Raw genomic sequence first — 26223 nt, forward strand, 5'->3', positions numbered from 1 at the left:
GCCGGTACGGCAGTCGCCTCTTCAACTTACGGCATGGGACGCTTCGACATGCCGCGGCAGGGTGATGCGAAAACGTGTGCCGCGCTGTGTTTCCGGGTCGGCCGGGCTGTCGATATCGATCTGGCCATAATGCTCTTCAATGATCGAATAGACCAGCGCGAGGCCCAGGCCGGTGCCTTCGCCAGGGTCCTTGGTGGTGAAGAATGGCTCGAACAGCCGGTCCTGGATGTCCTTCGGAATGCCGCTGCCTTCGTCTTCCACCGTCAGGTACACCGTCTGTTCGGCAACTTCGCTGCTGATGCGGATCAAGCCGCCTTGCGGCGACGCGTCGCGGGCGTTGGATAGCAGGTTGATCAGCACCTGGGCGAGCCGCTGCGGATCGCCCTCGGCGAAGTGCGTCGGATCGCAGATGTTGATGAACTGCACTTCGGTGCGGTTGCGGTTGAGCGAGAGCAGGCCGATGGCGTCCTGCGTCACCTGCGCCAGGCTCACCGGATACAGCTGCTGCTGACGCTCGCCGGCGTGGGCGAAGCTCATCAGCGATTGCACGATGCGCGATACGCGTTTGGTCTGCTCGATGATCTGGCCGCTGATCTCGACGATCTCTCCATCGCCTTCGCGTTCGTCCCGCAGGTTCTGCGCCAGGCAGGCGATGCCGGTGATCGGGTTGCCGATCTCGTGCGCCACGCCGGCGGCCAGGCGGCCAATGCTCGCCAGGCGTTCGGAGTGAACCAGGCGGTCTTCGAGCTGCTGTGTTTCGGTCAGGTCCTCGACCAGCAGCACGAGGCCGCTGTTGCCCGGTGCCAGTGGCTCGGCAATGGCTGCCTTGTGCAGGTTGAGGCAGCGGCGATGGCCGTTGTGCGCCAGCCGCTGCTTGTGCAGGTGTTCATCGGCCTGCTCGATGAAGTCGCTCAGCAGGCTGCGCCAGGGTTCGGCGATGGTCGTCAGGCGCGAGCCGACGACTTGCAGCGCGGGGATCTCGGTGAGTTCCTCGAGCGCACGGTTCCACATGAGGATTTCCTGATCCTTGGCCAGCGAGCAGACGCCCATGGGCAGCTCCTGCAGTGTTTGCCGGTGATAGCGGCGCAGGGCGTCCAATTCTGCGGCCAGGCCGGTCAGGCGCGAGTGATACTCCTCCAGCCGGCTTTCGATGAAGTGGATGTCCTCGGTGATGTAGCCATCGGCACCGTTCTTGTAGGCCAGGAAATTCTCGACGATATCCTGGGCTACGCTGGGGCCCATCAGGCCGGACAGATTGGCTTCGATACGATCGCGCAGGCGGCGCAGCGCGTAGGGGCGATGCTCGTCGAACGGTAGCTGCAGATCGCGCAGGGCCTGTTCCACCTCCCGTTGCGCGGTCTTGGCGCCCAGTGGCTTGGCCAGCTGAGTGGCGAACTCCTGTGGTGAGGCGGCGATCAGTTCGCGCCGTTGCGGGCGGCGGACGTTCTCTACGGCGCAGGCCTCGGCAGCGCTCTGCTCCTCGGGGCTGGTTTCACTGAAGATCGAGAACAGCGAGAACGCCAGGACGTTGACCGCCAGTGACGCGATTGCCGCCAGGTGCCAGCTGGTGTCGTCCAGTACATAGACGACGTTGAACAGCGGAATGTAGAAGCCGTCCAGGTTGCCCACCAGCGGTAGCAGCATGGTCACTACCCAGACGCCGATGCCGGCCAGCAGGCCCGCGATGTAGCCGCGGCGATTGGCGGTCGGCCAGTAGAGCACGGACAGCACGCCCGGCAGGAACTGCAGGGTGGCGACGAAGGCGACGATGCCGAGGTTGGACAGGTCCTGCTCGGCACCGAGCAGCAGGTAGAAGCCGTAACCGGCCATGATGATGGCGAAGATCAGGCTGCGGCGCGTCCACTTCAGCCAGCGGTAGATGTTGCCTTCGCTGGATGGCTGATACAGCGGCAGCACCAAGTGGTTGAGCGCCATGCCCGATAGCGCCAGGGTGCTGACGATGATCAGCCCGCTGGATGCCGAGAGACCGCCGACGAAGGCCAGCAGCGCCAGGGTTTCGCTCTGTGCGGCGATGCCCAGGCCCAAGGTGAAGTACTCGGGGTTGGTGCTGACCCCCAGCTTGAGTCCGGCCCAGAGGATCAGCGGCACGGCCAGGCTCATCAGCAGCAGATAGAGCGGCAGGCCCCAGCTGGCGCTCACCAGGCCGCGAGGATCAAGGTTCTCGGTGAAGGTCATGTGATACATGTGCGGCATCACGATGGCCGAGGCAAAGAACACCAGCAGCAGTGTGCGCCAGGGCCCTTCCTGCAAGGGCGTGTGCAATGCCTGCAGCGCCGACTGGTTCTGTAGCAGCCAGATCTCCAGCTGATGCGGGCCGCCGAATACCACATACAGGGCGTAGAGGCCGATGGCACCGAAGGTCACCAGCTTGACGATGGATTCGAAGGCGATGGCAAACACCAGGCCTTCGTGCTTCTCCCGCGTGGCGATGTGGCGGGCGCCGAAGAGGATGGTGAACAGCATGATCATCAGGCAATAGCCCAGCGCCACGCGCTCCTGCAGCGGCTCCAGAGTGAGAATGCCGATGGCGTCGGCCACCGCCTGGATCTGCAGGGCGAGCAACGGCAGCATGCCGATCAGCATGACCAGCGTGGTCAGCGCCCCGCTCCAGGTGCTGCGAAAGCGGAAGGCGACCAGATCGGCCAGTGACGAGAGTTGGTAGGTGCGGGTGATCCGCAGTATCGGATAGAGCAGCACCGGCGCCAGCAGGAAAGCACCGCAGACCCCGAGATAGGTAGCGAGAAAGCCGTAACCGTACTGGTAGGCCAGACCTACCGTGCCGTAGAAGGCCCAGGCGCTGGCGTAGACGCCCAGCGACAATGTGTAGGTCAGCGGGTGGCGGATTACCCAGCGAGGAATCAATCCGCGCTCGCTGACCCAGGCGACGCCGAACAGCATGATCAGGTAGGCAACGCTGATCAGGATCAGGTGGCTCAGGCTAAAGCTCGTCTGCATCACGCTGGCTCTGGAGGATGAAGGTCACCACGATGAGGATCAGCCACAGCACGTAGGGCCGATACCAGGCCCCGTTGGGGTCGATCCACCAGTCCATGATGGCGGGGGAGAACAGATAGATCCCCACCACCAGGAGCAGCACCAGTCGGTAGATATACATGCCGGGTCTCGTGTCGGAAGTGGGGCGATGGTAGAGCAGCGGCGGGCGGCAAGCCACCTGCGGCAGGCAAAAGCTGGCGCAGCGTGGCAATCCGCCTAGCGCAGCTGCGATTCGGCCAGTGTCCGTGTGCGAGGGATGCGCTGAGCGTCCCAGTGCGGCACCGCCCAGGCGAGGATGTCGGCTGGCAGTGCGTCGTTCAGCTCTGTGGGCGGTTGCTGGCCCAGTGCGCGCAAAGCACGCAGCAGCAGCGAACTGGCCTCGTGAGGCTGCAAGGGTGGCGAGCGGTAACTCTTGCCCAGCTTGTGTCCATCCGGCTGGATGATCAGCGGCAGGTGCAGATAGCGCGGCTGGGGTAGACCGAGCACTTCCTGCAGGTACAGCTGGCGCGGCGTGGAGTCGAGCAGATCGGCACCGCGTACGACGTCGGTTACTCCCTGCCACGCGTCATCCAGCACCACCGCCAGCTGATAGGCGATCAAGCCGTCGCGACGGCGAATCACGAAGTCGCCGACCTCGCGACCCAGATGCTGGCGGAATTCGCCCTGCACGCGGTCGGTGAAGCCGTACTCGCGATCAGGCACCTGCAGGCGTATGGCGGCGGCGTCGAGACCGTGGCCGGCGTTGCGGCAGAAACCCGGGTAGGGGCCCGGATAGTCTTCGAGCTGCTTGCGCGAGCAGGTGCAGGCATACGCCAAGCCTGCATCCAGCAGGCGCTCGATGGCGGCGCCGTAGGCGACCTGACGCTCGCTCTGGCGCAACATTTCGCCGTCCCATTCGAATCCGTAGCTCGACAGCGTTTCGACGATGGCTCGCTGGGCGCCGGGCATCTCCCGTGGCGGGTCGATGTCTTCCATGCGCAGCAGCCAGCGGCCGCCGACCGCGCGGGCGTCAAGATAGGAAGCGAGGGCGGCCACCAGTGAGCCGAAATGCAGATAGCCGCTGGGTGTCGGGGCAAAACGGCCGACGTAGCGATGGGCTTGGGACGGGGCAGGAAAGGGCATGTTGGGGCCGGCGCTATCTGGGATGGCGGGGCGGATGAAACGCTGCAGAGCCTGGAAATGAAGCGGGGCGCCGAAGCGCCCCGTTCGGGATCAGGAACCGATCTGCTTTTCCTTGATCTCCGCCAGCGTCTTGCAGTCGATGCAGAGCGTAGCGGTAGGGCGGGCTTCCAGTCGGCGGATGCCGATCTCGACGCCGCAGGAATCGCACCAGCCGTACTCGTTGTCTTCGATCAGCTGCAGCGTCTCGTCGATCTTCTTGATCAGCTTGCGCTCGCGGTCGCGGGCGCGCAGTTCCAGGCTGAACTCTTCTTCCTGGCTGGCACGGTCGGCCGGATCAGGGAAGTTGGCAGCCTCGTCCTGCATGTGGTGCACGGTGCGATCGACCTCTTCCATCAGCTCCTGTTTCCACTTGTTCAGGATGCCGGTGAAATGGGCGCGCATCTTGTCGCTCATGTATTCCTCGCCCTTGCTTTCCTTATAGGGCTCGAAGGCGCGAATCAGTTGCTTGCTCGACGGTGTTTCTTTGGTAATGGGCATGGATGAACGCCTCTCGCTATGTCCATTGCGCAGGATGATTTGTCCCTTGCCGGCCCGTGCCGGCCCTGCGGCTGCAAGCGGGCGAACTTACCAGATCGGATCGGGGCGCGCTACTCCCGAATCCAACAGTAACTGCAGCGGTATCGGGACCTTGGGTAGAATTCACGTTTCGTTCTCAACAGGAAGGTCAGATGACCTCGTCATACAGTGCGCGCAGCCGCGCAATCGAACCTTTCCACGTCATGGCGCTTTTGGAGCGGGCCAACCAGCTGCAAGTTCAAGGCCACGACGTCATTCATTTAGAAATCGGCGAGCCGGACTTCACCACCGCGGCGCCCATCGTGGCGGCAGGGCAGGCCGCGCTGGCCGCCGGGCACACGCGCTATACCCCGGCGCGCGGCCTGCCGCAGCTGCGTCAAGCCATTGCCGGTTTCTATGCGCAGCGCTACGGATTATCCATTGACCCCGAACGCATCCTGATTACACCCGGCGGCTCCGGCGCGTTGCTGCTGGCTGCCAGCCTGCTGGTGGACCCCGGCAAGCATTGGCTGCTCGCCGATCCGGGTTACCCCTGCAACCGGCATTTTCTGCGCCTGGTCGAAGGTGCCGCGCAACTGGTGCCGGTCGGCCCGGAGGTTCGTTATCAGCTGACTGCGGAACTGGTCGAGCGCTACTGGGATCGCGACAGCGTCGGTGCGCTGGTCGCGTCGCCGGCCAATCCGACCGGGACGCTGCTGGATCGCCAGGAGCTGGCTGGGCTTTCGGCAGCGCTGAAAGCGCGTGGCGGCCATTTGGTGGTCGATGAGATCTACCACGGGCTGACCTATGGCGTGGACGCGGCAAGCGTGCTGGAAGTCGACGACGACGCCTTCGTGCTCAACAGCTTCTCCAAATATTTCGGCATGACCGGCTGGCGCCTGGGCTGGCTGGTGGCCCCGCCGGCTGCGGTTCCGGAGCTGGAAAAGCTCGCGCAGAATCTCTACATCAGCGCGCCGAGCATGGCTCAGCACGCGGCCCTGGCGTGTTTCCAGCCGGCGACGCTGGAGATTCTTGAGGCACGCCGCGGCGAGTTCGCCCTCCGCCGTGATTTCCTCTTGCCAGCCTTGCGGGAGCTTGGCTTCGGTATCGCGGTCGAGCCGCAGGGCGCGTTCTATCTGTACGCCGACATCAGCGCCTTTGGCGGCGATGCCTATGCGTTCTGCCAGCACATGCTGGAAACGGAGTTCGTCGCGATCACCCCAGGCCTGGATTTCGGTCGTTTCCAGGCCGGACATCATGTGCGTTTCGCCTACACCCAGGACCTGCCGCGCCTGGAACAGGCTGTCGAGCGCATTGCCCGCGGCTTGCGCAGCTGGCAATCCTGATGCGTTTTGCGCAACCGCTGGAGCAGGGGCGACTGGTCAGGCGCTACAAGCGTTTTCTTGCCGATATCATCACCGACGAGGGCGAAGCGCTGTGCATCCACTGCCCCAACACCGGCTCGATGCTCAATTGCATGGGCGAGGGTGCGCGAGTGTGGTTCCAGCGCAGCAGCGATCCACGGCGCAAATTGCCGGGGACCTGGGAGCTGGTCGAAACCCCGCAGGGGCGGTTGGCATGCGTGAACACGGCGCGGGCCAATCCGCTGGTCGAGGAGGCGCTGCTGAATGGGCAGATCGCCGAATTGGCCGGTTTCACGACGCTCAAGCGCGAGGTGGCTTATGGCGTGGAGAACAGCCGAGTGGATTTTCGTCTCGACTACGCCGGGACTGCCGCCTACGTCGAGGTGAAGAGTGTCACCCTCGGCTTTGCCGAAATGCCAGTGGCGGCCTTTCCCGACGCCGTAACGACACGCGGCGCCAGGCACCTACGTGAGCTGGCGACGCTGGCCCGTGCCGGTGTGCGTGCGGTGCAGCTGTACTGCGTCAATTTGAGCGGCATCGAAGCAGTGCGGCCGGCCGAGGAGATCGATCCGGCCTATGCCGCTGCGCTGCGGGAAGCGCAGGCGGCAGGCGTGGAAGTACTGGCTTACGGCGTCGATCTTTCCGTCGAGGAGTTGCGTATTGCTGGCCGATTGCCGGTATTGCTCTGATGGGTGGACGGTCGTGACGGTTGGAAAATTTTTCTGCCCGGCTCGGGAACAAAGCGCCTTTCGTCTGGCCTCAACGAGGCTGGAAACCACATCCATCACATACGGGAAGGCTCTGCTCCGCTGTTCCACGCGGCGTTACGACGCGTTCCAGCCCGTTTTCGATGGCTCCTGCGGCGCCAGCGCGACATCTCTGATGCGCGTGTAGCACCGTGGATGAAACTAATTTCGGACGCTCGCGCCTGGCGCGGGCGTCGTCGATGAGGCTACAAAGAATGCGAATCCTCGTTTGCGGTGCCGGCGGCCAAGTGGGTCGAGAACTGGTGGAACGCGCAGCAAGTTTCGGGCTGGAGGTGCTGGCGCCTGCACGGGCCCAGTTGGACATCGCGCAACCCGAGCAGGTTGCGGCAGTGATGCGTCAACGTCCCGGGCTGATCATCAATGCGGCCGCCTACACCCATGTGGACAATGCCGAATCTCATCGTGAGCAGGCCTATGCGGTGAACCGCGACGGCGCGCGCCACCTCGCCGAGGCGGCCGAGCACGCTGGCGTTCCGTTGTTCCATATATCCACCGACTATGTGTTCTCCGGTGAGGCCGATCGCCCCTATACCGAGAGCGACGAAACCGGTCCGACCGGCGTCTACGGAGCGAGCAAACTGGCGGGCGAGGAAGCGATCCGTGGGCGTCTGCAATCGCATCTGATCCTTCGCACCAGCTGGGTGTATGGCGTGCACGGGCACAACTTCGTCAAGACCATGCTGCGGCTCGCCCGGCAGCGCGATGCGCTTGGTGTGGTGAGCGACCAGATAGGCTGCCCCACCCAGGCTGGCAGCATCGCTTCGGTGTTGCTCGAACTGGCACGCCGCTACGCAGCCGGCGCGGATCTCGCTTGGGGGGTGTACCACTACAGCGGCGTACCGGCTTGTTCGTGGTATGACTTCGCCGTGGAAATCTTCCGTCAGGGCGAAGGCGCCGGGCTGATCTCGCGGCAGCCGACGGTGTCGCCGATTGCCACGGCGCAGTACCCGACTCCCGCCCGGCGGCCGGCCTGGTCGGTGCTCGACTGCAGCCGCTTCGAGTCGACCTTTGGCCTCGCGCCCCGTCACTGGCAGGAAGACCTGGCCGATGTGCTGGCGATCCTGCGCCAGCAGGAGCACCCGGCGATCAGCCGTGAGCGGTCCTCCCGCGCCTGACAGAAAGTGCACGGCAGTTACCCGGCGCCGTGCGATTTCCCTGACCTCCGGTGTATTCTTGCGCCCCGCGCTAAGGCGTGGCCTGACGTTCGGCTCTAGAAGGGGCGCAGCATGGTAGTGGTGTTGGCAATCCTGCCGATCTTCGGTCTGATCACGCTCGGCTATCTGTTCGGCTGGCGGCAATGGCTCAACAACGAAGGAGCGGCCGGGCTGGCCAGTGTCACCTTCAAGCTGTTCATGCCGGCAGTGCTGTTTACCGGGATCGCCCGCGCCGAGCTGAGTAATGGCATGTCGCCAATGCTGCTGCTGGCCTATTTCGTACCGGTGCTGCTGGTGTTCCTGCTGGTCAATCTGGTCGCTCACCGCCGTGCCGGGCGCGCCACTCCGCTTGGTCTTACGGCCGCCTACTCGAACAACGTGCTGGTCGGCATCCCGCTGGTGACCACCCTGCTTGGCGCGGAAAGCCTGGTCTATGTGTTCGCCATCCTGGTGTTTCACAGTCTCGTTCTGTTCTCGCTGCAGAGCTTCTACGCGGCGCTGGGTGACGGCGACAAGGTCAGCGCTCCGGCGCTGCTGAGGAATCTGGCGAATCCGCTGATCATCGGTCTGGTGCTCGGTGCCCTGTTGAATCTATCCGGGCTCGAGCTGCCCGAGCCGCTCTGGCGTGTTGCTGTATGGCTCGCGCAGGCGGCATTGCCCTGTGCGCTGATGGTGCTGGGCATCAGCCTGTCGCGCTATCGCCTGCGGCCAAACGGGACGGCGCTGCTGCTGACGCTGGTCAAACTGGCGGCGTTTCCGGCACTGGTCTGGTGGCTGAGCGGGTTGCTGCCAGGGCTGAATCAGGATGCACGCAACGTGCTGGTGCTGCTTGCAGCCTGCCCGAGCGGCGTTAACGTGCTGGCGTTCGTCAAGCATTCCGAGGACACGCGAGCGGTCAGCTCGACCGTGTTTCTCTCGACCGTGACTGCAGTCATCAGCCTGCCGCTATGGATGCTGCTTGCGGCTGGCTAGTGGAATGCTCAGCGGTCAGCGACTAGGACTCCGCTGCAGTTTTGACGAACGGCTCCGGGACAGGACTGTCACAAAAATCACAGACCTGAAAAAAACCGGAGAGCACGGCATGTTGAAATTCATCGGCGGGACCGCAGGCATCATCTTCATCATCGGCCTGATCGTGGTGATCGGGATATTCAAGCTGCTGTTCTGACGAGCGGGGGCGACAGGCCGGCCGGCGCAAGCCCGCCGGCTTTTTTCATGCGCGGCTATTTGTTAGCTGCGCGGTTCCTGCGCCGAGGTTGCCATGATGTCCTCGAGTCGCAGGCCGGTCAGCCCGTGGATGGTGCGCCAGAGGTAGAAGAAGATCGCCATCATCATCAACATGCTGGGAATGGCGATCATCGGGTAGCTGAGCAGGGTCATGCGGCCCAGTTCGGCGTTGAAGGCTTCGCTGCCGGCGGGGCTGTTGACGATCCATTTGGCCAGCACGTAATTCATGAACGACGAGAAGAAGAAGGTGCCGCTGAGCAGGTAGGTCGCCCGCAGCAGCCGCGTTTCGAAGTGTTCGACCTGGCCGTTTTGCTCGAGCTGTTCGTGGATCTTGTCCACGTTGAGCACTTTAGGGTTGTACAGCAGGGTGCGAATCAGCGGGTAGCGGGTGCGCGTCGAGGCCAGCACGGCGATGCCGATGATGCCGGGAACCGCTGCTTCCTTGATGGCGAGCCACTGGGTATCGAGCTGAAGCAGCCCGATGCCGCCAGTCAGCAGCACACTGATCAGGCCGAGCAGGGCTATCCAGTTGAACTTGCGGTATTTGGCCAGCTCCCACAGCCCCCAGCCCAGCGGAAAGGCCAGGGCAAGGAGCAGTGCACCGTCTGCGCCGAGGTGGTCTTCACCACTGAGCTTCATCAGGATCAGCGAGGGAATCAGGATGCTGACGGCCAGGTCGATTAGCGGGCGCGGTTTGTGTTCGGCGTGGGTCTGGTCGGTATCGGTCATGACATCGGGTTGGTCTGGAGAGGGCTGCATGATCGCCTGTGTTGCGGTCATTCGCCATACCATCTTCGTCGGGAAGGCGATTGGTATCGTTTCCCCATCATCAATGTTCGGGCTCTGCGCTGCGTTTTGCGCGCCATTGGCCGTACTCGAATATCAGTACGACGATCATGGCCAGAGCGAAGGGCAGTAGCAGATAGAAACCGCGGAACACGATGAGTGCTGCCAGCACGTCCACCGTGGGAATTTCCGGAAGGGCGGCTACGAAGGTCAGCTCCAGCACACCGAGCCCGCCGGGTGCGTGGGACAGCAATGCCAGGGTGAAGGAGGCGAGGAATACGCCAAGGACGGTCAGATAGCCCAGGCTGTGTTCCGGCGGCAGCGCGAAGTAGATGATCGCCGCGGCGCAGAACAGCTCAAGCGGGCCCGCCAGCAGCTGACGGCCGACGATCGGCAGTCGCGGGTACTCGATGTGCCATTTGCCCAGCCGCCACGGTGGCAACTGACGCCATGCGCCGAACGCATAGAGCGCGACCAGCATGAGCAGGGTCGAACCGACGGCGATGGATACCCAGCTGTCGCTATCGACAGCCCGATGAAGAAGCTGCGGTTTCAGAATCAGCACGGCACCCCCGGCAAGCAGGGTGCCCAGCGCGAAGGTCAGCGAGCAGAAGACGATCAGGATGCCGATTTCCTGGGGCGTCAGGCCCCGGCTGCGGTAGGCGCGATAGCGCACCAGGGCGCCGGAAAACACCGATGCGCCGATGTTGTGCGCCAGCGCGTAGGTGGTGAAGGAACAGAGTGCGATGAACCACCAGGACATCTTCTTGCCCAGATGAGCCATCGCGATGCGGTCGTACCAGGCCAGCGCGACATAGGCGCCCAGGGTCGACAGCGCGGCCAGCAGCCAACGCCGCGCGCCGATCGCCTGCAGGCTGTCGGTAAGCTCGCTGAGTGAGATGTTGCGCACTTCGTGGTACAGCAGGTAGCCGGACAGCAGCACGGCCAGGACTCCGATGAGGGTCCAGGCGACATCGCTCCGCTTCATCATCACGTGGCTCCTTGAGGGAAGAGGATTGGCCACGTCTTGCGCTGAAGCACACTCATCCCTGATCGACCGCCATGCCAAACCTCCACCTGTTCTCGAATCGTCAAACAATCGGCAGCTGGCGACCGGTTTTGTTCAGTTTTTCACCCGAGTGGTCTTCTCGCTCGGACCGGCAGGAGGAGGTTCCGCTTGGATTGGTATCCTGCAGGAGAGCGCCAATGCCTGGGCGTTCGTCTGGGCATCGGTAGCCTGAGGCGATGCTGTGCATGTGGTGCAGGGGATGTAGAAGCGGTGCCAGTGCGGTGCTTGCCTGGAAACTGGGATGTCGACTGTTGTCAGGGATTGGAAGCCTGCGGGGACGGTAGGGCGCGGTCAGTCGACGCTCTCTGCCTGCTTGACGCGAACCCAGTGGTCGACAAGTTCGCGCAGGTTCGAGAGTTCCACCGGCTTGGCCATATGACCGTCCATGCCTGCTTCTCGCGCGCGGTCGCGGTGCTCGCTGAGGATATGCGCAGTCAGGGCAACGACGGGAGTACGCCGGCGCGCATTCCTGACTTCCCATTCACGCAGCTGGTGAGTGGCCTGAAAGCCGTCGAGCACGGGCATCTCGCAATCCATCAGGACCAGGTCATACGGCTGCGCCTTGATCGCCTCCAGCGCCTCTTCGCCGTTGCAGGCGGTGTCCGGTTGCAGGTTGAGTTTGTTCAACATGCCGCGGATGACCTTGGTGGAAATACTGTTGTCCTCGGCGACCAGGATGCGGAAGTCACTAGGGACTTCGAGCGCGGGCAGGTTCTGCGGCACCGTTGCCTGGCGCTGCTGGGTGCCCGGCTGGCGCTGCGCGAGCTCGTCGGCCAAAGTGGTCTTCAGCGTGTAACCGGCGACCGGTTTGGCGAGGATGCGCTTGATGCCCGCATTGCGCGCAATGATCTTGCTCGGTGCGCTGCTCATGCCGGTGAGCATGATCAGCAGGACGTCATGGTTGAGGCTGTAATCTTCCTTGATCTTGCTCGCCAGCTGCATGCCGGTCATGCCGGGCATGTCCTGATCGAGCAGGACCACATCGAAGTATTCCTTGAGGTGCGCCTTGGTCCGCAGCAGGGCCAACGCCTCCTTGCCCGACGCAACGGCGCTGACCTCCAGGCCCCAGCCGCTGCATTGCTGGACCAATACCTTGCGGCAGGTGTCGTTGTCATCGACGATCAGCAGCCGAGTGCCTTGCAGCGGCCCGTCCAGGTCGGCATTGCTCTGCGCCAGCCCTTCACTGGCCAGCGGCAGGCTGATCCACAAGGTGTTGCCCTGGCTGGTGCCAGTCTGGATACCGAAATCACCATCCATCAGTTGCACCAGCTGGCGCGCGATGATCAGCCCCAGGCGCCCGCCATGGCGTGTCGCCGCAAGAAAGTCATGACTGTCGACTGCGGCATTGAGCAGTGCGTCGCGCTCGTACGCCTCAAGCGGACGCCCGCTGTCCTGCACGGTGATGCGCAGGCGCGGGCTCTCGGGCGGTCCGTCGACCGCGGCGATCAGCAGCACCTCGCCCTCGTCGGTCTGCTTGAAGGCATTCTCCAGCAGGTTGAGCAGGGTCTGCCGCAGGCGGGTCGGATCGCCGGTCACCACCTGCGGCAGCTGCGGCTGGATAAAGCTGATCAGCTCGACCTTCTGCTTTTCGGCCTTGGCGCGGAAGATGCTCAGACAGTCTTCGATCAGTGCGTTGAAATCGAACTGCACGTCATCCAGCTCGATCTGGCCGGATTCCAGCTTGGAAATGTCGAGAATCTCGTTGATCAGATTGAGCAGCTCGTTGCCGGAACTATGAATCGTCTGGACGTAATCGCGTTGCTTGGCCGACAGCGAAGTGCCCAGCAGCAACTCGCTCATGCCCAGCACGCCGTTCATTGGCGTTCTCAGTTCATGGCTGATCTTGGACAGGAAATCGGCCTTGGTCTTGAGTTCCGCGCTGCTGACGGCCGCTGCGGTGAATTGGGTGCGGCTGTCGGTCTGGCGCTGCCGTTGACGTTCGAGCAGGGCAAAGCTGAGCAGTAGCCCTGCGAGGGTCGCGAGGCTGAACAGGCCGCCAGTCAGCCAGCCCGGGTCGAGCTGGTCGAAGCCCAGCAACATGGGCATGAAGAAGATCATGCCGACGTTGAACAGGGTCGTTCCGGCCACCACCAGGCGCGCCGGCTGATAGCCCTGGCGCCAGTGATAGATCGCGACGAAGAGAGTGCTGCACGATGCGGCCAGCACCAGCGAATAGATCAGCCAGCTGTACCACGGCCACTGACCGAGCAGGATGCTGGCTGCCAGCGCCAGTACCAGGTTGAGTTCGATGCCCAGCAGCCAGGTGATCCAGATTCGCCCGCGATGATGGAAGAAGCCCAGCGTGTAGCCGAGCAGCGCTGCACTGGCGGCCATCGCCGACAGATCGGCGATCAGCGGCTGACTGTAGGTCAGCCAGGGTAGCCACGCCGCCATCACTCCGAGATTGGCCATGGCGCAGGCCAGCAGGGCGCCGTGCAGCAGGCTCAGCCAGATATGCGTGTAGCTGAGCGTGTAGGCAAAGCGCAGCAGGTTGTAGATCATCAGCAACGCCAGTGCACCGAACAGCGCACCAAACAGGTAGGCAGGCTTGCTCAGGCTGACCAGGCCGGCTTCATCAATGGTCTTGAACCAGGTCATCATTGGATGGCTGGACTGCAGGCGGATATAAGCCTCGCGCGGCTGCCCGTCATTGGGAAGGCTGAACAGGTACGCCCGGTTGGGCAATGGCCGGGCGCTGAAGGGACGTAGTTCCCCGGTCGCCGTATGCTGCTCGAGCTGGCCGTCACGCAACAGGTAGAAGTCCAGATACTGCACCCGTGGTGCAAACAGCCACAGCCACTTCGGTCGTGTCAGTGACGGCAGGCTGACCTGCAGCCAGACGGCTCGGTCGCTGGCCGGAGCGCTGTAGGAGAGTTTTTCGAGACGCTGGAACAGTGCGCGCTGGAAAACCACCTCATCGAGCGTAAGCCCTCCCGACTGGTCGATCAGCATGCGCCAGTTCTGTGGCACGGAATTGGGTGGAGCGGATAGTGCGGGGGAGGGCGGCGACTGGGTAATGGACGCCAGGGCCGGAAGCGGGATCAGGTTGATCAGCAGCAGGCCGAAGAAAACAGCGATGGCAATCCGGAGCCGACCCACTTGAGAAGTCCGTTCATGTGTGTGACGGCCGATTATAGCCATGCCTTTGTCGGCCTGTAATGCGTGCGGCAGCGATAAAACTTGGCGCCGCACGCATTCCTGGCGCCTGGCTACGCTCAGCTGTCGCCCAGCTCCCGGGAGATGGCGCGATAGCCGATATCTTTGCGATAGAAACAGCCATTCCAGTGGATTTTTTCCGCCAGACGGTATGCCTGCTGCTGCGCCTCGGAGACGGTGCGGCCGATGGCCGTTGCGCAAAGCACGCGGCCACCGGCGGTGACGACCTGGCCCTGGTCGTTCAGCGCGGTACCGGCATGAAACACCTTGCCATCCAGCGCAGCGGCATCGTCCAGCCCTTCGATCACATCGCCCTTGGCGTAATCGCCCGGGTAGCCGCCAGCGGCCAGCACTACGCCGACGGTCGGGCGCGGATCCCAGGTCGCCTCGACCTTGTCCAGCGCCTTGGCTAGCGCGGCTTCGACCAGCAGCACCAGCGAGGATTCGAGGCGCACCATGATCGGCTGGGTTTCCGGGTCGCCGAAGCGGCAGTTGAACTCGATGACCTTCGGCTGGCCAGCCTTGTCGATCATCAGGCCGGCGTAGAGGAAGCCTGTGTAGACATTGCCTTCGGCAGCCATGCCGCGCACGGTCGGGTAGATCACCGCGTCCATCACGCGCTTATGCACATCGGCGGTGACCACCGGAGCCGGCGAATAGGCGCCCATGCCGCCGGTGTTGGGGCCGCTGTCGCCGTCGCCGACGCGCTTGTGGTCCTGGCTGGTGGCCATCGGCAGCACGTTCTCGCCGTCGACCATGACGATGAAGCTGGCCTCTTCGCCATCCAGGAATTCTTCAATGACTACGCGCGCGCCGGCGTCGCCGAAGGCGTTGCCGGACAGCATGTCGCGCACCGCTTCCTCGGCTTCGGCCAGGGTCATGGCGACGATCACGCCTTTGCCGGCGGCCAGGCCGTCAGCCTTGATGACGATCGGAGCGCCTTTTTCACGCAGGTAGGCCAATGCCGGCTCGACTTCGGTGAAGTTCTGGTAGTCGGCAGTGGGAATCGCGTGGCGGGCCAGGAAGTCCTTGGTGAACGCCTTGGAGCCTTCCAGCTGCGCGGCCGCAGCGGTTGGGCCGAAGATGTCCAGGCCGCGCGAGCGGAACAGATCGACCACGCCTTTGACCAGCGGCGCCTCGGGGCCGACGATGGTCAGTTGTACGTTGGCGGCGGCGAAATCCGCCAGTTGCTCGATGGCCAGTACGTCGATGGCGACGTTCTCGCACTTGGCTTCAGTGGCGGTGCCGGCGTTGCCCGGGGCGACGAATACCTTGGCGATGCGTGGATCCTGCGCGACCTTCCAGGCCAGGGCGTGCTCGCGGCCGCCGCTGCCGATGATCAGTACATTCATGTGTCTCTCCTGGGGGAGGGGCTTGCGGCCCATCGGTGGAAAACGCTACGCGGTTTTCCACCCTACGAGTCTGGTGTCGGGCTGTGCCCGGCGTATTCGAATCTTTCGGGTCGCGATGAAGCGTCTGGATGCAAGGCGGCGGGGGCTCGACGAGCGCAGTTGCCTCGATGGCAATGAGCATCGGCGAGTCCGCCGCCAACGCCGCAGACGGGCGCTTCAGCGCGGCCACGCCACCTTAGTGACGGAAGTGGCGCATACCGGTAAACACCATGGCAATGCCGGCTTCGTCAGCCGCGGCGATCACTTCGTTGTCGCGCATCGAGCCACCCGGCTGGATCACCGCGGTGATGCCGGCCTTGGCCGCGTTGTCGATGCCGTCGCGGAACGGGAAGAAGGCGTCCGAGGCCATCACCGCGCCAGGAACCGGCAGGCCGGCGTGTTCGGCCTTGATCGCGGCGATGCGCGCGGAGTTGACGCGGCTCATCTGGCCGGCACCAACGCCGACGGTCTGGCGGTTCTTGGCGTAGACGATGGCGTTGGACTTGACGAACTTGGCCACTTTCCAGGCGAAGATCAGGTCATGGATTTCCTGCTCGGTCGGCGCGCGCTGGGTGACGATCTTCAGGTCTGCTTCGGTGATCATGCCGATGTCGCGGCTCTGGATCAGCAGGCCGCCGTTGACGCGTTTGTAGTCCCAGCCCGGGCTGCGCTCGGCCGGCCATTCGCCGCACTCGAGCAGGCGCACGTTGGCTTTGCTGGCGACGACGTCGCGCGCGGCTTGAGAGACCCTGGGTGCGATGATCACCTCGACGAACTGACGCTCGACGATGGCCTGGGCGGTTTCGCCGTCCAGCTCGCGGTTGAAGGCGATGATGCCGCCGAACGCCGACTCGCTGTCGGTGGCGTAGGCCAGGTCGTAGGCCTTGCGGATGCCGCCTTCATCTTCCGGTACCACGGCGACGCCGCAGGGGTTGGCATGCTTGACGATCACGCAGGCAGGCTTGGTGAAGCTCTTCACGCACTCCAGCGCGGCGTCGGTGTCGGCCACGTTGTTGAACGACAGCTCCTTGCCCTGCAGTTGCTTGGCAGTGGCGACGCAAGCTTCGTCCGGCTTTTCGACATAGAAGGCGGCCTGCTGGTGCGGGTTCTCGCCGTAGCGCATGTCCTGCGCCTTGATGAACTGCATGTTGTAGGTGCGCGGGAACAGGCTGCGATTTTCGGTGCTGAGCTGCTCGGTGCTCTGGTCGATACCGCCCAGGTAGTTGGCGATCATGCCGTCGTAGCCGGCGGTGTGCTCGAACGCCTTGAGCGCCAGGTCGAAGCGCTGGGCGTAGGTCAGCCCGCCGTTCTTCAAGTTGTCGACCACTGCCGCGTAGTCCTCGGCATTGACCACGATGGCGACGTCCTTGTGGTTCTTCGCCGCGCTGCGGACCATGGTCGGGCCGCCGATGTCGATGTTCTCGATGGCGTCCGGCAGGGTGCATCCGGGCTTGGCCACCGTGGCTGCGAACGGATAGAGGTTGACCGCCACCAGATCGATCGGGGCAATGCCGTGCTCGGCCATCACCGCGCCGTCCAGGTCGCGGCGGCCGAGGATGCCGCCGTGAATCTTCGGGTGCAGAGTTTTCACCCGACCGTCCATCATCTCCGGGAAGCCGGTGTAGTCGGCCACTTCGACAGCAGCAATGCCGTTGTCACGCAGCAGCTTGAAGGTGCCGCCGGTGGAAAGGATCTCGACGCCGAGGGCTTCGAGGTCGCGGGCGAACTCGACGACGCCGGTCTTGTCGGACACGCTGATCAGCGCGCGGCGCACGGGAAGGCGGGTGGTTTGGTCGGTCATTGACGTTTCCTAGAGGCTACAGGCTTGAGTCCGCGAAGCAGGCAGGTGCGGACAGCCGCGCCTGCCAGCTGCCGCGTCAGAGCAGGTCGTACTGTTTGAGTTTCTTGCGCAGGGTGCCGCGGTTCAGGCCCAGCAGCTCGGAAGCCTTGGTCTGGTTACCCTTGACGTAGTGCATCACGGTTTCCAGCAACGGCGCTTCCACTTCGGAGAGTACGAGGTTGTAAACGTCCGTGACGTCTGCACCTTCGAGGCGGGCGAAATAATTGTGCAGCGCTTTCTCGACGCTGCCTCGCAGCGTCTGCCCCGCTTCGCTCGGCGTGTTCAGGTGCTGCTTGAGGTTCACGTTGTCACTCACGGATGTTGTTCCACTTACCAATGTTTCATTCAACAGCGTCATGCGGCCACCTCTGTTCCATCCACCGAGCCAGGCCCTGAGCGTTGTTCGGCAAAGAACTGCTGAATGCTGAAGGCCTGTGCATCCCTGTCTTCCAGATGATTGAAACGGGCGCGGAAGTCCCGCGCGCCCGGCAGTGTTGCGAGATACCAACCCGCGTGCTTGCGGGCGATACGTACTCCCATCACCTCGCCATAGAATTCATGCAGCGCCTGCACATGCTCCAACAGGGTGCTCTCAACTTCGTCCAGCGTCGGCGCCGCGAGCAGCTCGCCGGTGCGCAGATAATGCTCCACTTCGCGAAAGATCCACGGGCGACCCTGCGCCGCACGTCCGATCAACAGGCCGTCCGCTCCGGTTGCCTGTAGTACCTGGGCCGCCTTGTGCGGCGAATCGATATCGCCATTGGCGAACACCGGAATCGACACCGCGTGCTTGATGGCGGCGATGGTGTCGTACTCGGCTTCGCCGGTGTACAGGTCGGCGCGGGTGCGGCCGTGAACGGCAAGTGCTGCGATGCCCGATTGCTCGGCGATACGCGCGACGGTCAGGCCGTTCTTGTTCTGCCGATCCCAGCCGGTGCGAATCTTCAACGTCACCGGAACGGTCACGGCACCGACCACGGCTTCGAGGATATCCGCGACCAGCTTCTCGTCACGCATCAACGCCGAGCCGGCGGCCTTATTGCAGACCTTCTTCGCCGGGCAGCCCATGTTGATGTCGATGATCTGCGCCCCCAGCTCCACATTGCGCTGCGCCGCCTCGGCCAGCATCTGCGGGTCGCCACCGGCGATCTGCACTGAGCGGGGCTCGGGCTCGTCCGCATGGGGAATGCGCAGGCGGGATTTGCGACTGTTCCACAGACGCACATCGCTGGTGAGCATTTCCGAGACCACCAGGGCCGCGCCGAAGCGGCGGCACAACTGGCGGAACGGCTGATCGGTCACGCCGGCCATGGGCGCGAGGATCAATCGATTGGTCAAGGTGTAAGGGCCGATGCGTACCGCTGACATGAAGATTCCCTGCTTGGGGCCTGCTTGTTAGGTAGATCGGGACTGCAAAAAAGGGTGGGCATAATACCCGCTACGCATGACGGGTTAAAGGCTGTTTTGAACAAATTCTGAACAGTGGTCGCCTTATCGCCGGGAGTTTGGACACGCCCGCCGCCCGCGCGATGAGCGCCGGCGGCGGCAGTCTGAACTGCAAGCTCGTCGTTATTTGGGCGAATGGAAACTCAGGCTGTAGTTAACCGCCTTTGCGCCTGGGTCGAGGATATCCAAGGCGATATGGATGGGAACCTGCGGTGGCATCTGGGCCTGTCCTGCCAGTTCTCCAGAAAGATATTCGCTGGGCTTGAAACTGCGGCTGGCGATCAGTTTGCCGTTGAGGTCGGCGAAGCGGATTTCCAAAAGCGGAAACGGCTGTGCAAAGGCCGCGCGGTTGTAGAGGATCGCGTCGACGACCAGCGCGCCGGTGAACTCGGGATGGCTGCGCACGACCAGGTTGCTGCTCTTGATCTGGCCAATGTCGACCAGGGCCGGCAGTTCGCAGCCAACGGTCGGGCAGATACGCTCGAACCAGCTGCGATACTGGTGCTGCCTCGACAGCTCGTCGTAGTTGTAGGCAACGTACTGGGCACCCAGCGCAAGCAGTGCCAACAGGTTCAGGACGCTCCAGCCGAGCCAGCGTCCCCAGGGTTTCTTCGCTTCCTGCCAGTCCAGTTGCAGTGGCTCATCGTCGAGCTCGAACAGCGGCTCGTCGCGCAGGTCGGGCTCGCGGCGTGGCGCTGCAGGATCGACGACAGGGGCGAGCTGTTCGGTAGCCGAAGGTGTTGCCAGTTCAGGTTCGACCCTTTCGTCGTGCGCCTGCTGGGCCTCGGCGATCGCGAGCGGCGTGGGACTGGCTGCCAATGGGCTCAGCGGTTGCGGAGACTCCGAGGTGACCGGGGTGAAGCTGACCACCTCATCGCTCGGGCTCGCCGGCGACTGCGTGACGCCTTGTTCGGCGCTCAGCAGGATCTCGGCCCAGCTTTCGTCCTGCGTGGAGGATATCTCCGCTAGCGGATCGCGAGGCCTGGTTGCCGCGTCGCCGTTGGCTTCGAGGCTGAGTAGGTCGCGAGACAATTCGCGCTCCTGCCGCTCCAGTTTGGCCAGCTCTTCGTCCAGGTCGAGGCTGTCCAGGTCCAGGTCATCGTGAATCCACAGCGTTTCATCGGACTTGGCGGTTGGCGCCGGCATGGTAGCCCTGGGATGCTCGGTAGCCTGCGTCTGGATCGACTTGTCGACGGGAGTTGTCAGTGGTTGCGTCGGGTCCAGCTCGTCGCGCAGCAGATGATGGGCGGCGTTGAAGACTTCCATGCAGGCGCCGCAACGCACTGCGCCGCGGGCCGTGCGCAACTGGCTGCGGGCGACGCGAAAGCGGGTGCTGCAGTTGGGGCACTGGGTGATGAAGCTGGTCATGCGTCTTTCCGCGCGAAGGTGCCGGCTAGTCTAGCGTATGCCAGTCGCGCAGCGGCAGGGGCTGCGGCGCCTGTTGTGCAAGTGTGCGGGCGAGGTCGCAAGGCGCTGCTCAGGCACGTCGGACGCCGCTGATGCGTACCCAGCCATCTTTGTCGGCGGTTGGATCGAGCTCGAATGCGTCGCTGTAGGCGGCGCGCACCTCTTCGGCCTGTTCGGCGAGGATGCCGGACAGTGCCAGGCGGCCGCCGGGCTTGACCAGTGAGGTGATGCGCGGCGCCAGCGAAACCAGCGGGCCGGCAAGGATGTTGGCGACCACCACGTCGGCAGCCTTTTCCGGCAGCTGTTCAGGCAGGTGGAGCGCGAAACGCTCTGCGGCGATGCCGTTGCGCTCGGCGTTGTCGCGTGAAGCGTCCAGCGCCTGGGTATCGATGTCGGTGCCGACGGCATGCTCAGCGCCCAGCAACAGGCCGGCGATCGCCAGGATGCCCGAGCCGCAGCCGAAATCCAGCAGGGACTGGCCCTGCAGAGGCTGGGCATCCAGCCACTCGAGGCAGAGTGCGGTAGTGGGGTGGGTGCCGGTACCGAACGCCAGGCCAGGATCCAGCAGCAGGTTGACCGCGTCGGGCTCCGGCGCCGCGTGCCAGCTGGGGACGATCCACAGGCGGCGGCCGAAGCGCATCGGCTGGAAGTTGTCCATCCAGCTGCGTTCCCAGTCCTGGTCTTCGATCACTTCGACCTGGTGCTCGGGCAGCTCGCCGCCGCGCAGCAGCTGCAGGTGGGCGAGCAGGGAGTCCGAGTCGGTGTCGGCTTCGAACAATGCCAGCAGGTGCGTGTGCGACCACAGCGGAGTGGTGTTGAGATCCGGCTCGAAGATCGGCTGATCCTCGGCATCCATGAAGGTCACGGAGACCGCGCCCAGATCCAGCAGCTGGTCTTCCAGCGCTTCGGCCTGATCGGGGGTGATGGCGAGTCGAATCTGCAGCCAGGACATGGAAGCCTCTCGAATGGGGTCGCGGTAAAAGCCGGCAAGCTTACTGGAGGGGGCGTGTTGCGGCCAGCATGGGCTTGGTTCGCGCCTGGCAGAAACGACAGAGGCCGCCCGAAGGCAGCCTCTGTAGTACAGCGCCGAGCGGGGCTCAGTGCTTGTCCATACCCAGTTTCTTCTCCAGGTAATGGATGTTCACGCCGCCCTTGCAGAAGCCGGGGTCGCGCACCAGATCGCGGTGCAGCGGGGCGTTGGTCTTGATGCCGTCGACGATCAACTCGTCCAGCGCGTTGCGCATGCGGCCCATGGCCTCGTCGCGGTTTGCGCCGAAGGTGATCAGCTTGCCGATCAGCGAGTCGTAGTGCGGCGGAACCGAGTAACCGTCGTAGAGGTGCGAATCGACGCGCACGCCGTTGCCGCCTGGCGCGTGGAAGTGCTTCACCTTGCCCGGGCTGGGCATGAAGGTGCGCGGATCCTCGGCGTTGATGCGGCATTCCACGGCATGGCCGCGGATGACAACATCTTCCTGCTTGATCGACAGCTTCTGGCCGCCACCGATCAGCAGCATCTCCTTGACGATGTCGATGCCGGTGACCATCTCGGTAACCGGATGCTCGACCTGAACGCGCGTGTTCATCTCGATGAAGTAGAAGTTGCCGTCTTCATAAAGAAACTCGAACGTGCCTGCGCCGCGGTAGCCGATGTCGATGCACGCCTTGACGCAGCGGGCCTGGACCTTGCGGCGGGCCTCTTCGTCGATCAGCGGGGCTGGGGCTTCCTCTATCACCTTCTGGTGACGGCGCTGCAGCGAGCAGTCGCGGTCGCCCAGGTGAATCGCGTTACCCTGGCCGTCGGCCAGCACCTGGATTTCCACGTGGCGCGGATTGGTCAGGAACTTCTCGAGGTAAACCATCGGATTGCCGAAGGCTGCGCCTGCTTCGTTACGGGTCAGCTTGGCCGAGGCGATCAGGTCCTCTTCCTTGTGCACCACGCGCATGCCGCGACCACCACCGCCACCGGCGGCCTTGATGATCACTGGATAGCCTACCTCGCGGGCGATCTGCAGCGCTTCCTTCTCGTCTTCCGGCAGCGGGCCGTCAGAACCCGGAACGGTGGGTACGCCGGCCTGCTTCATCGCGTCCTTGGCGGACACCTTGTCACCCATCAGGCGGATAACGTCGGCGGTCGGGCCGATGAAGGTAAAGCCGGACTTCTCCACCTGTTCGGCGAAGTCGGCGTTCTCGGCGAGGAAGCCGTAGCCTGGATGAATGCCGTCGGCGCCGGTGACTTCGGCAGCGGCAATCAGTGCCGGGATGCTCAGGTAGGACTTGGCAGAGGCGGCCGGGCCGATGCAGACGGATTCGTCGGCCAGCGACACGTGCATCAGGTCACGGTCGGCAGTGGAGTGCACAGCCACGGTCTTGATGCCCAGTTCCTTGCAGGCGCGCAGAACTCGAAGGGCTATCTCGCCGCGGTTGGCGATCAGTACTTTTTCCAACATCGCTGGCTCTCCGCGGTTCAAACGATGGTGAACAGCGGCTGGTCGTATTCGACCGGCTGACCATTCTCCACCAGGATGGATTCGATGGTGCCGCTGATCTCGGCCTCGATGTGGTTCATCATCTTCATGGCTTCGACGATGCAGAGGATGTCGCCCTTCTTGACGCTCTGACCGACTTCGACGAACGCCTTGGATTCCGGCGAGGACGCACGGTAGAAGGTGCCGACCATCGGCGAGCGGACCACATTGCCGTTCAGCTTGGGCGCGGCAGGGGCAGCGTCGACAGCCGGGGCGGCCGCAGCTACCGGAGCAGGAGCCGGTGCAGCCGGAGCCTGAGCGTAGATCGGCTGCTGCATCGCTACCTGCTTGCTGTGGCGGCTGATGCGTACCGACTCTTCGCCCTCGTGGATCTCCAGTTCGTCGATACCGGACTCTTCCAGCAGTTCGATCAGCTTTTTGACTTTGCGAATATCCATGAAGCATTGACTCCCAGGTAAGTTCAAAGGGCATTGCTGCTCGCTTCTTCAAGGCTCGGCATGTGCACGAGCCCCTCAGGAAGCAGCGAGTTGTTCCAGGGCGGCCTCCAAGGCCAGTCGGTAGCCGCTGGCGCCAAGGCCGCAGATCACACCCATCGCGATATCGGAAAAGTAGGAGTGATGGCGGAAAGGTTCACGCTTGTGCACGTTGGACAGGTGCACTTCGATGAATGGGATGCTCACGGCCAGCAACGCGTCACGTAATGCGACGCTGGTATGCGTGAATGCCGCGGGATTGATCAGGATGAAATCGACGCCTTCGCTGCGCGCGGCATGGATGCGCTCGATCAGTTCGTACTCGGCGTTGGATTGCAGATGCAGCAGATGATGTCCGCGATCTCGGGCACGCTGCTCCAGATCCTGATTGATCTGCGCCAGCGTCACTGCGCCGTAGACGCCCGGCTCGCGGGTGCCGAGCATGTTCAGATTCGGCCCGTGGAGGACCAGAAACGTGGCCATCGGTATTCCTTGTTTTTCTGTATGCGCTGATCAGTCGAGGTGGCTGGTCGCGAGAAGGGAAAAACTATGCCCCAAGCAGGGCATGACTGTCCAGTCATGTCGCGATCGAAGGAAATGCCCGCATTATGTCTGAAGATTGCCGCAATGATTCATTGGGCTGAGGATCGTCGGCTTGTCATGGATCGATGCCGCGAAAATGCGTGCGTGAGCTAGAGCAGAGGTGCCGCGCGATCCAGTCGCTCGCTGAAACCGGGAGCGTCTATCTCGCCGACTACACGCACGTCGGCCATTTCATTGCCACGCCGATCGAAGAACAGGATGGCCGGGGGGCCGAACAGTTTGTAGCGGTCCAGCAGGCTGCGTTGGGCGGCGTTGCTTTCGGTGATGTCGAAGCGGATCAGACGATAGTCGGTCAGCCGCGGTGCCACCTGTGGGTTGGCGAACACCTCGCGTTCGATCACCTTGCAGCTGATGCACCAGTCGGCGTACCAGTCGAGCATCAGCGGTTGGCCGGCGGCGCGGGCGGCGGCCAGTTGGGTATCGAGCTCGGCCGGCGTGGAAATGGTGTGCCAGCCTTCACTGGTCATGCTGCCCGGCGCTGATCCGGCCACGGAGGTTGGCAACGGCCGAAGTGGATCGGAGCCGCCCTGTAGCGCCCCGACCCACGCGGCCAGCGCGTAGACCAGCAATACCAGTCCCATCAGCTGCGCGAGCTTCTGCCTGGGTGTCTTGCTGGTAAATTCCAGGGTCCCGAGAAATACGGCGCTGCCGGCCGCGAGCAGGCCCCACGCCGCCAGAGCAAGCGGACCGGGCAGTACGCGCTCGAGCATCCAGACGGCGACGGCGAGCAGCAGTACGCCGAATACGTTGCGCACGCTGATCATCCATGGGCCGCTCTTGGGCAGTAGCGCGCCACCGCCGGTGGCGAACAGCACCAGCGGTGCGCCCATACCCAGGCCCAGGGCGAACAGCTTCAGGCCACCGCCTAGCGCATCGCCGCTGGCACTGATGTACAGCAGTGCGCCGGCCAGCGGAGCGGAAACACAAGGCGATACCAGCAGACTGGACACGGCACCGAGCAGCGCCGCTCCGGTAAACGAACCGCCGCGTGCGTTGCCGGCAAGACGGTCGAGTCGACTGCTGAGTGCCTGGGGTAGGCGCAGCTCGAACAGCCCGAACATGGCCAGGGCGAAGGCGACGAAGAATAATGCGAAGGGTACAAGAATCCAGGGTGATTGCAGGCGCGCCTGCAGATTCAGCTCGGCGCCGAATACGCCCATTAGCGCGCCGAGCAGGGCGAAGCCGCCAGCCATTGGCAGTACGTAGGCGAGCGACAGCAGGAAGCTGCGCATTCCGCCGGGCTGGTCGCGCAGCACGACGCCGGTGAGAATCGGCAACATCGGCAGCACGCAGGGGGTGAAGGTCAGGCCCAGACCGGCGAGGAAGAATAGCGCGATGGAGCGCCAGGAGAGGTCGCGTTCGCTGGCCTGCTGGCTGGCTGACGCTTCGGTGGTCGCTCCGCTGGGGGCACCGGCAACGTCGCCGATGGGGAGCGATTCGGTTTCCGGCGGGTAGCACAGGCCTTTATCGGCACAGCCCTGGTAGGAGACCTGCAGGACGAAGGGGCGGTTGTCCGGGTTCGTCAGCGGTAGCTCGACATCGACAATGCCGTAATAGGCTTCGATCTCACCGAAATAGTCATCGACCTTGGGCACGCCGGCGGGCAGCTTCGGCTCACCGATCACGACACCTGACTGGTCGGTCTTGAAGGCGAAACGATGACGGTAGAGGTAGTAGCCCTCCGCTGCGACGAAACGCAGGGTGATCTGTTCAGGCGTAGCTTCAACGAGACTCAGTCGAAAGGCTTCGCGTACCGGCAGGAAATCGCTGCTGTTGTTCAGCGCACCGCCAAGACTGGCGCTGGGCTTGTTGTCGAACAGGCCGGCGTGGGCAGGAAGCACGAATAGCAGGAGCAGCAGACTCAGCAGGCGAAGCATGGCGATCTCACGGTAAAGCTGTGGCGGCATGATAACCAAGCCCGACGCCCGGCGCCCGTGCTCAACTGTCGCTCTGCCGATCAGTTTGCAACCAGATGCTGTCCTTGTCCTCGACTGCATCCAGCTGGCGCAGCGTCTGGCCGGCGCAGGGGCCGGCCACGCACTCACCGGATTCGATGAGAAACAGCGCGCCGTGAGTGGCGCATTGCAGCAGGCTGCCACTGTCGTCGAGGAACTGGTCGGGACGCCACTCCAGCGGAACGCCGCGGTGTGGGCAACGGTTCTCGTACAGGTATGTCCGGCCATCCCGGCGAACGGCGATCACTTTCAGCTCCCCGACCGTGAAGCCGCGGCTCTGCCCTTCGAGAAGCTCGGATGTCGCGCACAATCTGATCATCGGGTCCTCCGCCATAAGCCGGAATTATCCCGCAGCCGGCGAGGAAGTGCAGTCGGATAATTTTTGCCGGGCTGGCGGCTGCGGCGGC

23 protein-coding genes are annotated in these 26223 nt (G+C 63.6%); 5 read left to right on the top strand and 18 right to left on the bottom strand.

What is annotated here, in order from left to right:
• Nucleotides 1-21 precede the first annotated feature (21 nt).
• The 4 genes from BM275_RS19810 to dksA all read right to left on the bottom strand — a co-directional run bounded on the left by BM275_RS19810 (nt 22) and on the right by dksA (nt 4674).
• Entirely contained in the window at nt 22-2976 is a 2955-nt protein-coding gene (locus tag BM275_RS19810) for a sensor histidine kinase (RefSeq protein WP_090523123.1), read from the bottom strand.
• On the bottom strand, nt 2960-3136 hold the full coding sequence (locus BM275_RS19815) for a hypothetical protein (protein ID WP_003284901.1): 177 nt from the start codon (nt 3134-3136) through the stop codon (nt 2960-2962). Before BM275_RS19815 ends, BM275_RS19810 begins: the two co-directional genes overlap by 17 nt.
• A gap of 95 nt (nt 3137-3231) precedes the next feature.
• Nucleotides 3232-4137 carry a tRNA glutamyl-Q(34) synthetase GluQRS gene (gene gluQRS, locus BM275_RS19820; protein ID WP_090523125.1) on the bottom strand — a complete coding sequence of 302 codons (906 nt, stop codon included), beginning with the start codon at nt 4135-4137 and terminating at the stop codon, nt 3232-3234.
• A 90-nt stretch (nt 4138-4227) separates the two neighbouring features.
• Nucleotides 4228-4674 (bottom strand): RNA polymerase-binding protein DksA, encoded by a 447-nt coding sequence (gene dksA, locus BM275_RS19825; protein WP_003284903.1) that lies wholly within the window; start codon nt 4672-4674, stop codon nt 4228-4230.
• 191 nt (nt 4675-4865) lie between these two features.
• Here dksA and BM275_RS19830 point away from each other — a divergent pair, with 191 nt between their 5' ends.
• The 5 genes from BM275_RS19830 to BM275_RS22160 all read left to right on the top strand — a co-directional run bounded on the left by BM275_RS19830 (nt 4866) and on the right by BM275_RS22160 (nt 9145).
• Nucleotides 4866-6038: a pyridoxal phosphate-dependent aminotransferase gene (locus tag BM275_RS19830; protein WP_090523127.1), complete on the top strand. Its 1173-nt coding sequence runs from the start codon at nt 4866-4868 to the stop codon at nt 6036-6038.
• Entirely contained in the window at nt 6038-6745 is a 708-nt protein-coding gene (gene sfsA / locus BM275_RS19835) for a DNA/RNA nuclease SfsA (RefSeq protein ID WP_090523129.1), read from the top strand. The genes BM275_RS19830 and sfsA overlap by 1 nt, the downstream gene beginning before the upstream one ends.
• Nucleotides 6746-7017: 272 nt before the next feature.
• Nucleotides 7018-7938, top strand: coding sequence for a dTDP-4-dehydrorhamnose reductase (gene rfbD / locus BM275_RS19840; RefSeq protein WP_090523131.1), 921 nt, complete (start codon nt 7018-7020; stop codon nt 7936-7938).
• Between the two features lie 111 nt (nt 7939-8049).
• Nucleotides 8050-8949: an AEC family transporter gene (locus BM275_RS19845; protein WP_090523134.1), complete on the top strand. Its 900-nt coding sequence runs from the start codon at nt 8050-8052 to the stop codon at nt 8947-8949.
• Between the two features lie 4 nt (nt 8950-8953).
• Entirely contained in the window at nt 8954-9145 is a 192-nt protein-coding gene (locus BM275_RS22160; RefSeq protein ID WP_139229592.1) for a small membrane protein YohP, read from the top strand.
• 62 nt (nt 9146-9207) lie between these two features.
• Here BM275_RS22160 and BM275_RS19850 read toward each other — a convergent pair whose 3' ends face one another.
• From BM275_RS19850 to BM275_RS19915, 14 genes are all read right to left on the bottom strand, one after another.
• Nucleotides 9208-9933 (bottom strand): VC0807 family protein, encoded by a 726-nt coding sequence (locus tag BM275_RS19850; protein WP_279626150.1) that lies wholly within the window; start codon nt 9931-9933, stop codon nt 9208-9210.
• Between the two features lie 100 nt (nt 9934-10033).
• On the bottom strand, nt 10034-10981 hold the full coding sequence (locus tag BM275_RS19855; protein ID WP_090523138.1) for a lysylphosphatidylglycerol synthase transmembrane domain-containing protein: 948 nt from the start codon (nt 10979-10981) through the stop codon (nt 10034-10036).
• Between the two features lie 369 nt (nt 10982-11350).
• The gene (locus tag BM275_RS19860; protein WP_090523140.1) at nt 11351-14158 is read right to left on the bottom strand and encodes a hybrid sensor histidine kinase/response regulator; all 2808 of its coding nucleotides are present in this window, start codon (nt 14156-14158) and stop codon (nt 11351-11353) included.
• A 116-nt stretch (nt 14159-14274) separates the two neighbouring features.
• Complete coding sequence (gene purD, locus BM275_RS19865) at nt 14275-15567, bottom strand: phosphoribosylamine--glycine ligase (RefSeq protein ID WP_090523142.1); 1293 nt, start codon at nt 15565-15567, stop codon at nt 14275-14277.
• Nucleotides 15568-15802: 235 nt separating this feature from the next.
• Nucleotides 15803-17407, bottom strand: coding sequence for a bifunctional phosphoribosylaminoimidazolecarboxamide formyltransferase/IMP cyclohydrolase (purH, locus tag BM275_RS19870; RefSeq protein ID WP_090523143.1), 1605 nt, complete (start codon nt 17405-17407; stop codon nt 15803-15805).
• A gap of 76 nt (nt 17408-17483) precedes the next feature.
• The gene (fis, locus tag BM275_RS19875; protein ID WP_003279911.1) at nt 17484-17804 is read right to left on the bottom strand and encodes a DNA-binding transcriptional regulator Fis; all 321 of its coding nucleotides are present in this window, start codon (nt 17802-17804) and stop codon (nt 17484-17486) included.
• On the bottom strand, nt 17801-18814 hold the full coding sequence (dusB, locus tag BM275_RS19880; protein WP_090523144.1) for a tRNA dihydrouridine synthase DusB: 1014 nt from the start codon (nt 18812-18814) through the stop codon (nt 17801-17803). Before dusB ends, fis begins: the two co-directional genes overlap by 4 nt.
• A gap of 201 nt (nt 18815-19015) precedes the next feature.
• Complete coding sequence (locus tag BM275_RS19885; protein ID WP_090523146.1) at nt 19016-20260, bottom strand: DUF3426 domain-containing protein; 1245 nt, start codon at nt 20258-20260, stop codon at nt 19016-19018.
• Between the two features lie 109 nt (nt 20261-20369).
• On the bottom strand, nt 20370-21251 hold the full coding sequence (gene prmA / locus BM275_RS19890) for a 50S ribosomal protein L11 methyltransferase (RefSeq protein ID WP_090523148.1): 882 nt from the start codon (nt 21249-21251) through the stop codon (nt 20370-20372).
• Nucleotides 21252-21396: 145 nt separating this feature from the next.
• Entirely contained in the window at nt 21397-22746 is a 1350-nt protein-coding gene (accC, locus tag BM275_RS19895) for an acetyl-CoA carboxylase biotin carboxylase subunit (protein ID WP_090523150.1), read from the bottom strand.
• Between the two features lie 17 nt (nt 22747-22763).
• Complete coding sequence (gene accB, locus BM275_RS19900; RefSeq protein ID WP_042924288.1) at nt 22764-23222, bottom strand: acetyl-CoA carboxylase biotin carboxyl carrier protein; 459 nt, start codon at nt 23220-23222, stop codon at nt 22764-22766.
• 75 nt (nt 23223-23297) lie between these two features.
• A complete protein-coding gene (gene aroQ / locus BM275_RS19905; protein WP_090523152.1) occupies nt 23298-23741 on the bottom strand; it encodes a type II 3-dehydroquinate dehydratase in 444 nt (147 codons plus the stop codon).
• Between the two features lie 209 nt (nt 23742-23950).
• Nucleotides 23951-25768 carry a protein-disulfide reductase DsbD gene (locus tag BM275_RS19910; protein ID WP_090523154.1) on the bottom strand — a complete coding sequence of 606 codons (1818 nt, stop codon included), beginning with the start codon at nt 25766-25768 and terminating at the stop codon, nt 23951-23953.
• Between the two features lie 31 nt (nt 25769-25799).
• Nucleotides 25800-26135 (bottom strand): Rieske (2Fe-2S) protein, encoded by a 336-nt coding sequence (locus BM275_RS19915; RefSeq protein WP_042924282.1) that lies wholly within the window; start codon nt 26133-26135, stop codon nt 25800-25802.
• Nucleotides 26136-26223 lie beyond the last annotated feature (88 nt).

This window comes from Stutzerimonas kunmingensis, assembly GCF_900114065.1.
Taxonomy (GTDB): Bacteria; Pseudomonadota; Gammaproteobacteria; order Pseudomonadales; family Pseudomonadaceae; genus Stutzerimonas; species Stutzerimonas kunmingensis.